The sequence below is a fragment of the Streptomyces sp. GbtcB7 genome (assembly GCF_019091445.1).
Lineage (GTDB): Bacteria > Actinomycetota > Actinomycetes > Streptomycetales > Streptomycetaceae > Streptomyces > Streptomyces mirabilis.
The window spans coordinates 65,371-81,475 of the sequence record NZ_JAGXJM010000017.1 but is presented as its reverse complement, the minus strand read 5'-3'; the positions used below and the strand labels follow the sequence as shown (position 1 = coordinate 81,475).

Genomic DNA, 16,105 nt, shown 5'->3' with positions numbered 1-16,105 from the left:
CCACGCCCTTGGCCGGACAGCCCCTAGTGATGGAAGCCCGTCGCCGCCTCCTTGTCCTGGGTCAGCGGATGCGGCAGCCTGCGCAGTTGGGGCACCAACCGGCTCAGGTCCTCGATGAACAGGTCGGCGAGATCCACCGAGAAGCCGTTGCGGCACACCACACGCAGGACGGACAGGTCCTCCCGGTTGGCCGGGAAGGTGTACGCGGGCACCAGCCAGCCGCTCTCCCGCATGCGCCGGGACACGTCGAAGACGTCGTACGCGGTCACATGGGGTGCCGTGGTGAAAGCGAAGACGGGCAACTCGTCGCCCCGGGTGAGGAGTCGGAAGTCCTCCAGCGCCTCGATCCGCTCGGCGAGCCCGCGGGCCAGGTCTCTGGTCGTCTGCTGCACGGCCCGGAAGCCCTCCCGGCCCAGCCGTAGGAACGTGTAGTACTGCGCCACGACCTGCGCGCCCGGACGGGAGAAGTTGAGGGCGAAGGTCGGCATGTCGCCGCCCAAGTAGTTGACCCGGAAGACGAGTTCCTCGGGCAGGTCGGCCTCGGTCCGCCACAGCGCCCAGCCGACGCCCGGGTAGACCAGCCCGTACTTGTGGCCCGAGGTGTTGATCGAGGACACGCGCGGCAACCTGAAGTCCCAGACCAGGTCCGGGTCGAGGAAGGGGGCGATCATCGCGCCGGACGCGCCGTCGACATGGACGGGGATGTCCAGGCCCGTACGCTCCTGGAGCTGGTCGAGGGCCGCGCACAGCTCGGCGATCGGCTCGTAGGACCCGTCGAAGGTGGAGCCGAGGATGCCGACGACCCCGATGGTGTTCTCGTCGCACAGCTCGGCCGCCGCCTGGGGGTCGAGATGGAACCGGTCGCCCTCCATGGGCACCTGGCGTGCCTCGACCTCCCAGAAGTTGCAGAACTTCTCCCAGCACACCTGGACGTTCACCCCCATCACGAGATTGGGGCGCGCTCCGGGGTAGCGGTCCGCGTTCCGCTGCATCCAGCGCCGCTTCAGCGCCATGCCGGCGAGCATGCACGCCTCGCTCGATCCGGTCGTCGAACAGCCGACGGTGGACGCCGGATCCGGCGCGTTCCACAAGTCCGCGAGTATCGCCACGCAGCGGCGCTCCAGCTCGGCGGTGCGCGGGTACTCGTCCTTGTCGATCATGTTCTTGTCCCGGCACTCGGCCATCAGCACCCCCGCCTGCGGTTCCATCCAGGTGGTGACGAAGGTGGCGAGGTTCAGCCGCGCGTTCCCGTCCAGCATCAGGTCGTCGTGGACGACCTGATACGCGGTGTTGGGTGGCAGCGGCCCGTCCGGAAGCCGGTGCTTGGGCGGGGCCTCGGTCATGCCCCCGACCGGATTCGCCTCCCCGAAGAAGGGGTTGACGGACACCGGTCGCTCGTCGGGCTTCTCGGGACCTTGGTGGAGCGGCATGGGATCTCCCATCGAGTCGGCGGTCGGACGGTCCTACTGGTTGATCGGAGGGTCCTACTGGTTGAGCGGATCGGGGGTCCTACTGGTTCATCGGATCGGGTTTCCACTGGTTCATCGGATCGGAGGGGCCTGTCGGTTCACCGGATCGCGCTCCCGTTGGCGCGCAGCTGCATCTGCGGGCGTCCGGTGACGATCAGCCAGGCCGGTACCGAGGCCAGCACCAGCACGGGCAGCACGGCAGGCTGGGCCACCAGGACGGCCGCGGTGAACAGACTGATCCAGCCCTGCCGGGTGACGGCCAGGAGCACACCCAGGACCGCGCACATCACGGCGAGCGTGGGATTCACCTGCGGTACCAACGCGTGCGCGCACAGCCCGAGAGCTACCCCGGCGAACACGGAGGGAAAGATCCGGCCGCCCCGGAAGCCGCACGAGGTGGCGACCAGCAGCGCGGCCAGCTTCACCGCGAACATCAGCGCGAACCGGCCCGCCGACCAGCCCTCCGGGTTCGCCGCGAGGGTCTTCACCTCATCCAGGCCCTTGAAGAGCGTCAGAGGCCCGCCCAGCGCCCCCAGCAGCCCCAGGACGAGACCGCCCACGGGAAGCGCCACCATGGGGTGCCTGAGCCGCGAGAAAGCGCCGTGGGCGTAAGGGAGGGCGCACACCGCGGTCATCCCGATCGCCGCGGCCAACGAGGCGACCACCAGGGCGCTCAGCAGGTCGCCCCAGTGGGGGCCTCCGTAGGCGGGCAGCGCGAGGTCGAAGCTCGGGTGCTCCAGCAGCACCATGGTGAGCGCGCCCGTGCCGCCCGCGAGCAGCGGCGGCAGCAGCCGGTCCCAGAAGGCGCCGGGCCCCGGCTGCCCGGCCAGTACCTCGGAGAAGATCAGCGCGGCGGCCACCGGCGTACCGAACAGGGCGCCGATCGTGCCCGCGACCGCCAGGCCCACCCACAGCCCCACGGCGGAGCCCGGGACCACGCGGGTGCCGAGCCAGTAGGCGAGGGCCACGTTGACGGCCGTGATCGGGTTCTCGGGGCCCAGGCTCACCCCGCCCGCCAGCGTCAGGACGGTGGCGACGAGCAGCCCGGGCAGAACGCGGGGCGGCAGGGGAGCGTCGACCAGGCCCGTGGTCGCCGGATCCGGCCCCGCGTGCCCCGGTACCTTCCACACGACCAGACCCACCGCGATGCCGGTCGCCGTGAGCATCACGACCATCCACAGCACGGAGTAGCGGCCCACGCCCAGTGCGTCCGGAAGGGTCTCCCACAGGACGTCCTTGAACCGGTCGGCGAGCAGGCTGACGCCCAGCAGGACGAGCGCCGCGGCCACACCGACCACCACGGAGGGCACGATCAACGGCAGTAGACGCCGTAAGGGGGTCGACGTGGACGCATCGGTGCTCACGGCCACACCTTAAGCGGGCAAAAGCCGCACAACACCCCGAAGGGTGCGCTCCGGCGCCTGGGAATTCCGGCTTGCACCTCACGTGGCGTGAGGGCTGATGGTGGGACGCGTACCGAGGAAGGAGCGGAAGTGGGCTACTCAGTGGGCCAGGTCGCCGGTTTCGCCGGGGTCACGGTGCGCACCCTGCACCACTACGACGAGATCGGCCTGCTCGTTCCGAGCGAGCGCAACCACGCGGGGCACCGGCGCTACAGCGACGCCGACCTCGACCGGTTGCAACAGATCCTGTTCTACCGGGAGCTGGGCTTCCCGCTCGACGAGGTCGCGGCCCTGCTCGACGACCCGGAGGCGGACCCGCGCGCGCACCTGCGCCACCGGCACGAGCTGCTGACCGCCCGGATCGAGAAGCTGCAGAAGATGGCCGCGGCCGTGGAGCACGCCATGGAGGCACGCACGATGGGCATCAACCTCACGCCCGAGGAGAAGTTCGAGGTCTTCGGGGACAAGGATCCCGAGGAGCACGCGGAGGAGGCCGAACGGCGGTGGGGCGGCACGGCGGAGTACGCCGAGTCACAGCGCCGCGCCGCCCGCTACACCAAGGACGACTGGCAGCGCATCCAGGCCGAGGTCGCCTCCTGGGGCGAGCGCTACGACGCCCTCATGGAAGCGGGCGAACCCGCGACCGGCGAGCGGGCCATGGACATGGCCGAGGAACACCGGCAGCACATCGGCAAGTGGTTCTACGACTGCTCGTACGAGCTCCACGGCTGCCTCGGCGTGATGTACGTGTCCGACGAACGCTTCAAGGCGTACTACGACTCCATGCGCCCGGGTCTCGCCGAGCACCTCAGGGACGCGATCACGGCGAACGCGGCCCGGCACTCCCAGGAAGCCTGACGGCAAGACGGTAAGGGGCACCCGCCCCTGCGGGTGCCCCTTACCGGATTCCGGTTCTACGGCCGGTCGCGCCCTACTCCTTCACCAGGACCACCGCGGTGCCGTACGCGCACACCTCCGTGCCCACGTCCGCCGCCTCGGTCACGTCGAACCGCATCATCAGCACGCCGTTCGCCCCCCGCACGCGTGCCTGCTCGACGAGTCGTTCCATGGCCTGGTTGCGGGTCTCCACGAGGGTCTTGGTGAGCCCCTTGAGCTCGCCGCCGATCATCGACTTCAGGCCCGCGCCGATCTGGCTGCCCAGATGCCGGGATCGTACGGTGAGGCCGAAGACCTCGCCGATGACCTGGTGGACGCGGTAGCCGGGCGCGTCGTTCGTCGTCACGACCAGGACGTCCGACCGGGGTCCCTGGCCGCCTCCGTATTCATCGATGCCCATGGCCCACAGCTTTGTCCCAGTGGGCACACAGTGCATCCTGGGGGCACTGATGGAACCTGGCACGGACACTGTGCGTTGATAGCTTTGGCCGACAGTACTGATGTGCTGCCGTACTGCCGTCCCAGGACCGCCGTACTCTTCCTTCACCCCTCAGGAGCCCGGAACCGTGACGACGCTTGCCCTTGGTCCAAGCTGGCTGGATCCGAACACGCTCCTGGACAACTTCGGCATCTGGGGCCTGCTGCTCGTCGTCTTCGCCGAGTCCGGCCTGCTGATCGGCTTCTTCCTGCCGGGTGACTCGCTGCTGTTCACCTGCGGTCTGCTGATCGCGTCGAACCAGCTGGACTTCCCGCTGTGGGGGGCCGTCGCCCTGATCTGCGTCGCCGCGGTCCTCGGCGACCAAGCGGGTTACCTGTTCGGCAAGAAGGTCGGCCCCTCGCTCTTCACCCGCCCGGACTCCCGCCTCTTCAAGCAGGAGAACGTGGTCAAGGCCCACGAGTTCTTCGAGAAGTACGGGCCCAAGTCCCTGGTCCTCGCCCGCTTCGTGCCCATCGTGCGCACCTTCACGCCGATCATCGCGGGCGTCAGCGGCATGAAGTACCGCTCCTTCATCACCTTCAACATCATCGGTGGTGTCCTGTGGGGCGCGGGCGTCACGCTGCTCGGCTCCTGGCTCGGCAAGATCGACTTCGTCAAGAACAACATCGAGGCGATCCTGATCCTGATCGTCCTCGTCTCGGTGGTCCCGATCGCCATCGAGTTCCTGCGGGCGCGCTCCAAGGCCAAGAAGAACCCGCCGGAGCCGGAGGCCCCCCAGGGTCCGGCCGCCTACCAGCAGCAGCCCACGCCCCCCGCCATGGACGACGCGACGCGCCCGCTGCGCATGCACCAGCCGCAGCAGAGCCACGACCCGTACCAGCAGGACCGGCACCAGCAGGACCAGTACGCCCAGGGATACCCGCAGCGGCAGCCCCAGCAGCCGTACGGCAACCAGGACCAGGGTTACTACCAGGGCCAGGGCCAGGGCTACGACCAGAACTACGGTCAGAACTACGACCCGAACTACGACCCGAACTACGACCAGGGCCAGGGCTACCCGCCCCAGCAGGGTTACCCGCAGCAGCAGCCTTACGGCAACCAGGACCAGAGCTACCAGCAATACCCGTACGGCAACTGAGCGCCCCGAAAGGGGCGCGGGGCTGTGACATATGCGGCTCCGCCGCGTGGGCGCGACCAGCCACAACGAACCCGCAGCCGCCGTCCTGCGAACAGCACCGAGTTCGTAGGCGCCCGACGCTCAGAACCCCCGCGTCCGCTTCGCGGCCCTGCGCCCCCCGGCGGAGCCCCCCGGCACCCGCAGGAACAGCCGGGAGATCTCCGACCCCAGGTTCACGCCGATGGCGATGGCCATGGCGAGCGCCGCGGCCTTGGAGAGCGACACCAGGCCCTTGTCGACGTTGCTCTGGGCGATCGACAGCAGCCCGAAGTAAGTGGCCGACCCTGGGAGCAGGGGCCCTATCGCGGCGGTCGTGTACGGCAGCGCGGACGCGAACCGGTAGCGGGACAGCAGCTGCCCGAAGAGGCCCACCAGGCCCGCCGCGACGGCGGTGGAGGCGACCGGCGAGATACCGCCCGCGTAGTGCATCGCCCCGTACACCGACCAGGCGACGCCTCCGTTGAGGGTCACCGCGAGCACGGTGGATCGTTCCTGCTGGAGCAGGACGGCGAAGGTCAGCGACAGCAGCATGGCGGCGGCGATCTGCAGCAGGGGCCGCTCGGAGATGCTGAGCGCCTGGTCCGGATTGAGCGCGGCGCCGAACTTCACGCCGAAATAGAGCACGATGAGGACGCCGACGATGATGCCGACGAAGAGGTACATGACCTCCAGGAGGCGCGCGGACGCGGTGATGTAGAAGCCGGTCAGCCCGTCCTGGACGCCCGCGACGAGCGCCCGCCCGGGCAGCAGCGCGAACAGTCCACCGGTGATCACCGCGGACGAGTTCGTGTCGACGTGCGCGAGCTGGAGCGCGACACCTATCGCGGCCGGCGGCATCGCGGCCACCGTGAACTGGTAGAACTCCGGCAGCCCGCGCCCCGCGCAGAGCCAGGCCAGCCGGTCGCCCAGCATCGCGCCGAGCGCCGCGGCGACGAACACGATCGCGTCACCGCCCACGAGTACCGAGGCCGCACCCGCCAGCAGCCCGGTGCAGCCGGTCAGCACCCAGCCGGGATACGGGTGCCGGTTGCGCCGCATCTCCGCGAGGCGCCGGTAGGCCTCCTCCAGGGAGAACGCGGTCTCCGGGTCGCTCAGGTCGTCGACGAGCCGGTAGACGGCCGCGAGCCGTGTGTAGTCGGTGCCCCGGCGGCGTACGGTCCGGGAGGCCGTCACGGGATCGTCCACCAGGGACGGCTGGTGCGAGATGGACAACAGGGTGAAGGTGACGTTCGGCTCGCAGCGGTCCAGGCCGAACGAGCGGCAGACGGCGAACATCGCCGTCTCCACGTCCTCGGCGCCCTCACCGCCCGCGAGCAGCAACTCGCCGATGCGCAGCGTCAGGTCGAGCACGCGGGGGACGGCCGGGCCGGCCTCGTCCTCCTTGTGCAGCAGTTCGGGTGCCGGACGCTCGGCCACCGGCATGCGCAGCATCGTGCGCATCCGGTCCTGCCAGGGCACGTCCTTGGTTAGGCTGACCACGGGGACGCCGGTCGCCGGTGTGAAGGCGGGCGGGGCGTGCTTCGCGCTGTAGGTGCGCGGGGTGCTGAACGCCGACCCCTCGGACTCGGTGCCGGCCGTCTCGGGCGGCACGAGCCCCTTGGGGACCGCGAACTCCGACGTGGTCCCCGATTCGTCCTCGACCGCCGGTGCCACGCCGTCCGGCTGCGCGAAGGCACTCCTCGCCTCGTCCGACTGCGGTTTGCGGTCCTCCGCCTCCGTCACCCACCACTCCCGCTGTTGCCGACCGTGCGCCTTCCGTACGCCCCAGTATGCGCACGGATACGCGAACGGGCCGCGCCACCCCAGGAGGGGTCACGCGGCCCGCGGGGCTCAGGAGGGATCAGTGACCGCCCTGCTCCTTCAAGCGCTTGTAGGAACGCTCGATCTCGGCCTCGGCCTCCGCGCGGCCGACCCAGTTGGCGCCCTCGACGGACTTGCCGGGCTCGAGGTCCTTGTAGACCTCGAAGAAGTGCTGGATCTCCAGGCGGTCGAACTCCGACACGTGGTGGATGTCCCGCAGGTGCTCCACACGCGGGTCGTGCGCCGGGACGCACAGCAGCTTGTCGTCGCCGCCGGCCTCGTCCGTCATGCGGAACATGCCGATCGCGCGGCACTGGATGAGGCAGCCCGGGAAGGTCGGCTCGTCCAGGATGACCAGCGCGTCCAGCGGGTCGCCGTCCTCGCCGAGGGTGTTCTCGACGAAGCCGTAGTCGGCCGGGTAGCTGGTCGAGGTGAAGAGTCGACGGTCCAAGCGGATCCGACCGGTCTCGTGGTCCACCTCGTACTTGTTCCGCGAACCCTTCGGAATCTCGATCGTGACGTCGAACTCCACCGGTGGCTCCTCCATGATCAACACATAGTTCTGGTGGTTAAGTGTCCCTCACGCAGGTGTGTGATCGCGAAAGGGGCTGGTGGTCGTGCCAGAGCTGAGGGCTTGGCGGGCCGCGAGACCGCATGTGGTGCGGATCAAGCGGACCGTGCAGCCGCATGTGACGCGGGTCGCGCAGGCCGTGCAGCCGCGTGTGACGAGGGCTGCGCAGTCCGTGCGACCGCATGTGGTGCGGGCTGCTCAAGCCGTGCGGCCGCGTTCCGTGAAGTTCACGACCCCGCGGCTCACAGCCGTCGCCGCCACCGCGGGCCTGGCACTCGCGGCCGGGGCGGTGGCCTTCGCCGGCCCCTGGGACTCCTCCGGTCAGCGTACGGCCGAGCGCGACTGGGCCGCATCGCGAGAAGGGGAGGGTGGCGCAGATCACGGGCGCAGTTCCGATACGTCCCCCACGGCGCCGAAGCCCGCGCCCAGCGCCGCCTCCGTGCTGACCGGTCTCGGCGGCTCCACCGTCTCGGTGCCCGCACCCACCCAGAAGGCCCTCACGAGCACCCTCGACCGGCTCCTGGGCGACCCCGCGCTCGGCGGGCGGCGCACGGCCGTGGTCGTCGACGTGGCGACCGGCAAGCGGCTGTACGGGAAGGGCGCCGACGACGCGCAGACCCCGGCCTCCACCACGAAGATCGCCACCGCTGTCGCCGCGCTCTCCGCGGCGGGCGCCGACCACCGCATCGAGACCCGCGCGGTCCTGGAGCCCGGCACCAAGGAGGTCGTGCTCGTCGGCGGCGGCGACCCCACGCTGACCGCCCGCAAGGAGGCGGCGGGCTGGGCGAGCCTGCGCACCCTGGCCGACGAGACGGCGACCGCCCTGAAGGCCCGTCATCTGAACCAGGTGACGCTCTCGTACGACACCTCGCTCTACGCCGGTCCCGCCCTGCACCCCATCGGCACCAACCCCAACCTCGCGCCGGTCAGCGCCCTGATGGTCGACGAGGCCCGCACCGACGACTCGGCCAGCGGCCCGGTCACCCGCGCCGCGGACCCGGCGGCGGCCGCGGCCGGGAAGTTCGCGGGGCTGCTGGAGGCCAAGGGCATCAAGACGACGACCCCCGGCCCCTCCAGGGCGACGAACCGCTCAGAGTCCCTCGCCTCGGTCTCCTCGCCGCCGCTGTCCGCCCTCATCGAGCGGATGCTGACGAACAGCGACAACGACATCGCGGAGGCCATGGCCCGCCAAGTCGCCCTCGCCACCGGCCGACCGGCCGACTTCGATGGCGGCGCGGCGGCGATCGACGGCGAGCTGAAGAAGCTCGGACTCCCGCTGTCCGGCGCGCACTTCACGGACGGCAGCGGTCTGAACCGGGACGACAGACTGACGGCGGACCTGCTCACGGCCCTCCTGGTCAAGGCCGGTGACCCCGCCCACCCCGAACTCCGGCCCATCCTGACCGGTCTGCCGGTCGCGGGCTTCACGGGCACCCTCAGCGACCGTTACGCCGACGACGCGTCCGGCACAGGCCTCGTACGCGCCAAGACCGGCACGCTGACCGGGGTGAACACCCTGGCGGGCACGGTCGTCGACGCCGACGGCCGCCTGCTGGCCTTCGCCTTCCTGGCCTCCGACACGACCGACCCCTCGGCGGCCCAGTCGGCCCTGGACCGTACCGCCTCGGCACTGGCGGGCTGCGGCTGCCGTTAGGGCCTGTCCGGCCAGGTCCTGGGCACCACTCGTACCACGAGCCCCGTGCGCCCCGGAGCACGGGCGCATCCGGCGCCTTACCCCTCACCGCACTTGGACCCGCTCACGTACGGTTGACGCATGACGAGCATCGGTGGTGCCGAGATGGTCGACTGGAATCTCGCGGTGGCGACCGCGACACGGCTTGTGCGGCCTGGCCCCGAGGTGAGCCGCGACGAGGCCCGAGAGGTCGTCGCGGAGCTGCGCCGGCATGCGAAGGCCTCTGAGGAACACGTCCGGGGCTTCACTCGTATGGGCACGGACGACATCCACGACACCCCCATCCTGGTGGTGGACCGCCCGGGCTGGGTCCGGGCGAACGTCGCGGGGTTCCGGGAGCTCCTGAAGCCCCTGCTGGACAAGATGCAGGAACGGCGGGGGACCACCCCGGGCGGGGCCGTCCTCGGCGCCGTCGGCGGCAAGGTCACCGGCGTGGAGCTGGGCATGCTGCTGTCGTTCCTGTCGTCGCGCGTCCTCGGGCAGTACGAGACCTTCGCCCCGGCGACGAGGGAACTCCCGGCGGGTGAGAACGGCGGCGGCAGGCTCCTTCTCGTCGCGCCGAACATCGTCCACGTGGAGCGCGAACTCGACGTGGAGCCCCACGACTTCCGCCTGTGGGTGTGTCTGCACGAGGAGACGCACCGTACGCAGTTCACGGCCGTGCCCTGGCTGCGCGACCACCTGGAGGGCGAAATCCAGTCTTTCTTGGGCGAGACCGAGGTCGACCCCATGACGGTCCTGGAGCGCATCAGGGAGGCGGCCCAGTCGCTCGCGGGCGGCCGTCCCGAGGGCGAGGAGGACGACGGGGGCCGGTCCCTGGTCGAGATCGTGCAGACGCCGGCCCAGCGGGAGATCCTCGGCCGCCTCACCGCCGTGATGTCCCTCCTGGAGGGCCACGCGGACTTCGTGATGGACGGCGTGGGTCCGGACGTGGTCCCGTCCGTGGGCGAGATCCGCGAGAAGTTCCAGCAGCGCCGGGCCAAGGGGGCCTCGCGGCTCGACCTCGCCCTGCGCAAGCTGCTCGGTTTGGACGCCAAACTGAAGCAGTACAGGGACGGTGAGCGGTTCGTGCGCGCGGTCGTCGACCAGGTGGGCATGGACGGCTTCAACCGTGTGTGGACTTCCCCGAACACCCTCCCGACCAAGACGGAGATCGCCAAACCGGCGGACTGGGTCGCGAGGGTGCACCGCAAGGCGGAGTCGTGAACCCTACGGCAAGGTCGTGAAACGAATTCGGCCGACGGCAGGTGAACGCCCCTCCAATCACCCGTCCGAGGGACCGTGAGCCAACGGTAGGCGTGCAATGCTCGGGGAACGGCCCGTTTCTGTCACCATCTACACACTCTGTGTGACCAGACTCGGGCTCACCCCCCGAAAACTTCATGAAGGGAACCGGACATGGGTCCCCATCCTGCGGTCGCGGCGATACGCCTGGCGGTCCGCCGCGTACTCCACGACGTCCTCACCGACCACACCCGTCCCCCAGGCGAGTCCTCCCCGCTCGTCCTCGTCGCCTGCTCCGGCGGCGCCGACTCCATGGCGCTCGCCTCGGCTCTCGCCTTCGAAGCCCCCAAACTCGGCATCCGCGCCGGTGGCATCACCGTGGACCACGGTCTGCAGCCCGGCTCCGATCTGCGCGCCGACGACGTCGTCTCCCGCCTCGTCGAGCTCGGCATGAACCCCGTCGAGTCCCTCGCCGTCACCGTGGGCCGCGACGGCGGCCCCGAGGCCGCCGCCCGCGATGCCCGGTACGCCGCCCTGGACGCCGCCGCCGAGCGCCACGGCGCCTCCGCCGTCCTGCTCGGCCACACCCGTGACGACCAGGCCGAGACGGTTCTGCTGGGCCTCGCCCGCGGCTCCGGCATCCGCTCCCTGTCCGGCATGGCCGCGGTCTCGGGGGCCGGCGGCCGTTACCGCCGACCGTTCCTGCACCTGGACCGGCAGACCGCCCGCAAGGCCTGCATGGTCCAGTCGCTGCCCGTCTGGGACGACCCGCACAACGCCGACCCGGCCTACACCCGCTCCCGGCTGCGCCACGAGGGCCTGCCCGCCCTGGAGAAGGCGCTCGGCAAGGGAGTCGTCGAGGCCCTCGCCAGGACGGCACAGCTGTCCCGTGACGACGCCGACGCCCTCGACGCCTGGGCCCGCCAGGCCGAGGCCTCCGTACGCGACACGGCGGGCCTCCTGGAGTGCGCGAAGCTCTACGCGCTGCCGCCCGCCGTACGCCGCCGCATCCTGCGCCGCGCCGCCATCGAGGCGGGCGCCCCGGCCGGTTCGCTGTTCGCCCGCCACATCGAAGAAGTCGACCGGCTGATCACCGGCTGGCGCGGTCAGGGAGCCATCAATCTCCCGGGCAAAGTCGTCGCTCAGCGACAGGGTGGCAGACTGGTGATTCGGCAAGGCTGAAACCGGACCCTCCATCGGGACCGCTCACGCGGCTCTCCGGGACCCCTGACTCGGGTCGCGGGCGGTCCGGGCGGCCGAGCGAGCGAGCCGAAGGGGAGCGACATCGGCGCCCCGTAGGTGAACGAGCCCGAAAAAAGTGGGACCGGACGACCGAAAGTGATGCGGGTGGACGCGAAAGACATGGGCACCGACCTCAAGTCGGTGCTCATCACCAAGGAAGAGATCGACGCCAAGCTGGCTGAGCTGGCTGCGAAGATCGACGCGGAGTACGTGGGCAAGGACCTGCTGATCGTCGGTGTCCTCAAGGGCGCCGTCATGGTCATGGCGGACCTCGCGCGTGCGCTGTCCACCCCCGTCACCATGGACTGGATGGCGGTGTCGTCGTACGGCGCGGGCACCCAGTCCTCGGGTGTGGTGCGGATCCTCAAGGACCTCGACACCGACATCAAGGGCAAGCACGTCCTGATCGTCGAGGACATCATCGACTCCGGGCTGACCCTGTCCTGGCTGATCTCCAACCTCGGCTCCCGCGAGCCGGCCTCCCTCAAGGTGTGCACGCTGCTGCGCAAACCGGAGGCGGCCAAGGTCGCGATCGACGTGGAGTGGGTCGGCTTCGACATCCCGAACGAGTTCGTGATCGGCTACGGCCTCGACTACGCGGAGAAGTACCGCAACCTCCCGTTCGTCGGTACGCTCGCGCCTCACGTCTACGGCGGCTGAACCTCCGGGTCCCACTCCTCGTAAGACGATCGGGAACCCCAGCGGGTTTCGCGCCGTTGGAGCATGCGTGGGAGGGATTCCCAGTCGTCCCCTGCAGCTTCGGGTGACAATGCTGGGGTACCGTCCGAAGAACAGTCTTTAAAAGTCTTTATCAAACTCACTATGGCAGGAGGGACGGGGCGGCACCGCTCCGTATGGATGGACGTGAAGCGATACTTCCGTGGGCCGGTCATGTGGATCGTGCTGGCCGTCCTTGCCGTGGTCGTGTTGATGCAGGTCGTCGGCTCGTCCGGCGGCTACAAGACAGTGGACACCGGCCAGGTCGTCCAGGCGATCAATGACAACAAGGTCCAAGAGGCCAAGCTGACCACCGGTGACGAGCAGGTCATCAAGGTGCAGCTCAAGGACGGCCAGAAGGTCTCCGGCAGCTCCAAGATCCAGGCGAGCTACATCGGTGACCAGGGCGTCAACCTCGCCAACACACTCCAGGACAAGTTCCAGAACAAGCAGATTCCGGACGGCTACACGGTCTCGCCGTCCAAGCAGAACCCGTTCCTCGGCATCCTGCTGTCTCTGCTTCCCTTCGTCCTCATCGTCGTCGTCTTCCTGTTCCTGATGAACCAGATGCAGGGCGGCGGCTCCCGGGTCATGAACTTCGGGAAGTCCAAGGCGAAGCTCATCACCAAGGACACCCCGAAGACGACGTTCTCGGACGTCGCGGGCTCGGACGAGGCGGTCGAGGAGCTCCAGGAGATCAAGGAGTTCCTCCAGGAACCGGCGAAGTTCCAGGCCGTCGGGGCGAAGATCCCCAAGGGTGTGCTCCTGTACGGGCCTCCTGGAACCGGTAAGACGCTGCTCGCACGCGCTGTCGCGGGCGAGGCGGGCGTTCCCTTCTACTCGATCTCGGGTTCCGACTTCGTCGAGATGTTCGTCGGTGTCGGTGCCTCCCGAGTCCGTGACCTGTTCGAGCAGGCCAAGGCGAACGCTCCGGCGATCGTCTTCGTCGACGAGATCGACGCGGTCGGCCGCCACCGTGGCGCCGGCCTCGGCGGTGGTCACGACGAGCGCGAGCAGACGCTGAACCAGCTGCTCGTCGAGATGGACGGCTTCGACGTGAAGGGCGGTGTGATCCTCATCGCCGCCACGAACCGGCCCGACATCCTCGACCCGGCGCTGCTGCGTCCCGGCCGCTTCGACCGTCAGATCGCGGTCGACCGCCCGGACATGCAGGGCCGTCTGGAGATCCTCAAGGTTCACCAGAAGGGCAAGCCGGTCGCGCAGGACGTCGACCTCTCGGCCGTCGCCCGTCGCACCCCCGGCTTCACGGGTGCCGATCTCGCCAACGTGCTGAACGAGGCCGCGCTTCTGACGGCCCGCAGCGACTTGAAGCTGATCGACAACTCCATGCTGGACGAGGCGATCGACCGCGTGGTCGCGGGCCCGCAGAAGCGGACCCGGATCATGTCGGACAAGGAGAAGAAGATCACCGCGTACCACGAGGGCGGCCACGCCCTGGTCGCGGCGGCGTCTCCGAACTCCGACCCGGTCCACAAGATCACGATCCTGTCGCGTGGCCGTGCCCTCGGCTACACGATGGTCCTGCCGGACGAGGACAGGTACTCCACGACGCGCAACGAGATGCTGGACCAGCTGGCCTACATGCTGGGCGGCCGCGCGGCCGAGGAGCTCGTCTTCCACGACCCGACCACGGGCGCTGCGAACGACATCGAGAAGGCCACCGCAACGGCCCGCGCGATGGTCACGCAGTACGGCATGACCGAGCGGCTGGGCGCGATCAAGTTCGGCGGCGACAACACCGAGCCCTTCCTGGGCCGGGAGATGTCGCACCCGCGTGACTACTCGGAAGAGGTCGCCGCGCTCGTCGACGAAGAGGTCAAGAAGCTCATCGAGAACGCGCACAACGAGGCCTGGGAGATCCTGGTCGAGAACCGCGACGTCCTCGACGCGCTGGTGCTCCAGCTGCTGGAGAAGGAGACGCTGAGCAAGGAGCAGATCGCCGAGATCTTCGCTCCGATCCACAAGCGCCCGGCCCGCCCCGCGTGGACCGGCTCCTCCCGGCGCACCCCGTCCACCCGCCCGCCGGTGCTCTCCCCCAAGGAGCTGTCGCTGACGAACGGGGCGAACGGATCGACGCCGGCCATCGCCAATGTGACGGAGTCCGTCCCGGCGAAGGAAGTGGCTCCGGAGGATCGCTCCGAGAGCTGATCCGGCTCCCGGTGGCCCCACCAGGCCCGGAATGGATGCCGCGCCCCCCAGGTTCTAGCCTGGGGGGCGCGGCATTTTGGCACGACCGCACGTTTTGGACGCGTCGACCAGCACGCGCAAGATCCACAGGAACGAGGACCACATGACCGACCCCGTGACGCTGGACGGCGAAGGTGTGATCGGCGAGTTCGACGAGAAGCGCGCGGAGAACGCCGTACGAGAGCTTCTCATCGCGGTCGGCGAGGACCCGGATCGCGAGGGACTGCGCGAGACGCCCGGGCGGGTCGCCAGGGCGTACAGGGAGATATTCGCGGGGCTGTGGCAGAAGCCCGAGGACGTGCTGACGACCACCTTCGACCTCGGACACGACGAGATGGTGCTCGTGAAGGACATCGAGGTCCTCAGCAGCTGTGAACATCACCTGGTGCCGTTCGTCGGCGTGGCCCATGTCGGCTACATCCCGTCCACGGACGGCAAGATCACGGGCCTGTCGAAGCTGGCCCGGCTCGTGGACGTCTACGCCCGGCGGCCACAGGTGCAGGAACGCCTCACCACGCAGATCGCCGACTCCCTGATGGGGATCCTGGAGCCGCGCGGGGTGATCGTCGTCGTGGAGTGCGAGCACATGTGCATGTCGATGCGCGGGGTGCGCAAGCCCGGCGCGAAGACCATCACCTCGGCCGTGCGCGGCCAGCTGCGCGATCCCGCCACCCGCAACGAGGCGATGAGCCTGATCATGGCGCGTTAGCGCCCCGGCCCGTACACCCCGCTACGAGCCTCGTCCGTCAGGTGACCGGGGCCGCGCCGCCGTGGTCGTTGTCGTCGTCTTCCGGGAGCTTGCAGACGCGCTCCAGGAAGAAGGCGGCCGCTATCACGGCGATGCCGGCGAGGACCGAGAAACCGGCGTAGATGGCCTGGTCGCGACGGGCGGGGATGTCCAGGGACTCGAGCAGGAACGCGCCCGTACCGCCGTACATGCCCGACACGAGGGCGGCGACCAGGGCGCTCGCCTGGCCGAAGACGACCGCGCGGGCCGCCATCAGGGGGTCGACGCCCTTGGCGCCGGGGCGGCGTTCACGCTGGGCCTTGAGACGGGCGCGCAGCGAGAGCGCCGTGGACAGCAGGACGACGGCGATCAGGGCCAGGACGATGGGGGCGGCCAGCGGGACCCGCGGAAGGGTCCCCACCGCGCTCCACAGGCGCGCGCCCGCCCAGGACAGCACACCGGCCACCACGAACACGGCTGCCAGCGTCCTGATGCGCAGCTGTTTCACGTTGTTGTCCCTTTGCCCCTCTTGTAAGCC

The 16,105-nt window shown here is 69.6% G+C and carries 14 protein-coding genes; 8 read left to right on the top strand and 6 right to left on the bottom strand.

The annotated features are described in order from the left end of the window. Window positions 1–23: 23 nt before the first annotated feature. A complete protein-coding gene (locus KVT44_RS26780; protein ID WP_217569204.1) occupies window positions 24–1,430 on the bottom strand; it encodes a glutamate decarboxylase in 1,407 nt (468 codons plus the stop codon). A gap of 137 nt (window positions 1,431–1,567) precedes the next feature. Next, window positions 1,568–2,833, bottom strand: a complete 1,266-nt coding sequence (locus KVT44_RS26775; RefSeq protein ID WP_217569203.1) for an ion channel protein — start codon at window positions 2,831–2,833, stop codon at window positions 1,568–1,570. A 129-nt stretch (window positions 2,834–2,962) separates the two neighbouring features. Between KVT44_RS26775 and KVT44_RS26770 the strand changes: the two genes are divergently transcribed. Further along, window positions 2,963–3,730, top strand: coding sequence for a MerR family transcriptional regulator (locus KVT44_RS26770; RefSeq protein WP_217569201.1), 768 nt, complete (start codon window positions 2,963–2,965; stop codon window positions 3,728–3,730). A gap of 73 nt (window positions 3,731–3,803) precedes the next feature. Here KVT44_RS26770 and KVT44_RS26765 read toward each other — a convergent pair whose 3' ends face one another. Then, window positions 3,804–4,169: a YbjQ family protein gene (locus KVT44_RS26765; protein WP_190171369.1), complete on the bottom strand. Its 366-nt coding sequence runs from the start codon at window positions 4,167–4,169 to the stop codon at window positions 3,804–3,806. Between the two features lie 166 nt (window positions 4,170–4,335). Here KVT44_RS26765 and KVT44_RS26760 point away from each other — a divergent pair, with 166 nt between their 5' ends. Beyond that, window positions 4,336–5,346: a DedA family protein gene (locus KVT44_RS26760; RefSeq protein WP_217569199.1), complete on the top strand. Its 1,011-nt coding sequence runs from the start codon at window positions 4,336–4,338 to the stop codon at window positions 5,344–5,346. Between the two features lie 120 nt (window positions 5,347–5,466). Here KVT44_RS26760 and KVT44_RS26755 read toward each other — a convergent pair whose 3' ends face one another. Both KVT44_RS26755 and KVT44_RS26750 read right to left on the bottom strand, forming a co-directional pair. Beyond that, complete coding sequence (locus KVT44_RS26755; RefSeq protein ID WP_217569197.1) at window positions 5,467–7,107, bottom strand: threonine/serine exporter ThrE family protein; 1,641 nt, start codon at window positions 7,105–7,107, stop codon at window positions 5,467–5,469. 118 nt (window positions 7,108–7,225) lie between these two features. After that, window positions 7,226–7,717: an inorganic diphosphatase gene (locus KVT44_RS26750; protein WP_054237475.1), complete on the bottom strand. Its 492-nt coding sequence runs from the start codon at window positions 7,715–7,717 to the stop codon at window positions 7,226–7,228. Window positions 7,718–7,796: 79 nt separating this feature from the next. Here KVT44_RS26750 and dacB point away from each other — a divergent pair, with 79 nt between their 5' ends. The 6 genes from dacB (at window position 7,797) to folE (ending at window position 15,549) form a co-directional block, all read left to right on the top strand. Then, a complete protein-coding gene (gene dacB, locus KVT44_RS26745) occupies window positions 7,797–9,410 on the top strand; it encodes a D-alanyl-D-alanine carboxypeptidase/D-alanyl-D-alanine-endopeptidase (protein WP_217569195.1) in 1,614 nt (537 codons plus the stop codon). 120 nt (window positions 9,411–9,530) lie between these two features. After that, entirely contained in the window at window positions 9,531–10,655 is a 1,125-nt protein-coding gene (locus KVT44_RS26740) for a zinc-dependent metalloprotease (RefSeq protein ID WP_075032450.1), read from the top strand. 192 nt (window positions 10,656–10,847) lie between these two features. Beyond that, window positions 10,848–11,855 (top strand): tRNA lysidine(34) synthetase TilS, encoded by a 1,008-nt coding sequence (gene tilS / locus KVT44_RS26735; RefSeq protein ID WP_099921346.1) that lies wholly within the window; start codon window positions 10,848–10,850, stop codon window positions 11,853–11,855. 159 nt (window positions 11,856–12,014) lie between these two features. Continuing rightward, window positions 12,015–12,575: a hypoxanthine phosphoribosyltransferase gene (gene hpt, locus KVT44_RS26730; protein ID WP_054237479.1), complete on the top strand. Its 561-nt coding sequence runs from the start codon at window positions 12,015–12,017 to the stop codon at window positions 12,573–12,575. Between the two features lie 198 nt (window positions 12,576–12,773). Then, on the top strand, window positions 12,774–14,801 hold the full coding sequence (gene ftsH / locus KVT44_RS26725; RefSeq protein WP_099921345.1) for an ATP-dependent zinc metalloprotease FtsH: 2,028 nt from the start codon (window positions 12,774–12,776) through the stop codon (window positions 14,799–14,801). 142 nt (window positions 14,802–14,943) lie between these two features. Further along, a complete protein-coding gene (gene folE, locus KVT44_RS26720; protein WP_099925478.1) occupies window positions 14,944–15,549 on the top strand; it encodes a GTP cyclohydrolase I FolE in 606 nt (201 codons plus the stop codon). Window positions 15,550–15,586: 37 nt separating this feature from the next. On the opposite strand, the gene KVT44_RS26715 is transcribed toward folE, so the two are convergent. Next, window positions 15,587–16,075, bottom strand: a complete 489-nt coding sequence (locus KVT44_RS26715; protein WP_099921344.1) for a DUF3180 domain-containing protein — start codon at window positions 16,073–16,075, stop codon at window positions 15,587–15,589. Window positions 16,076–16,105 lie beyond the last annotated feature (30 nt).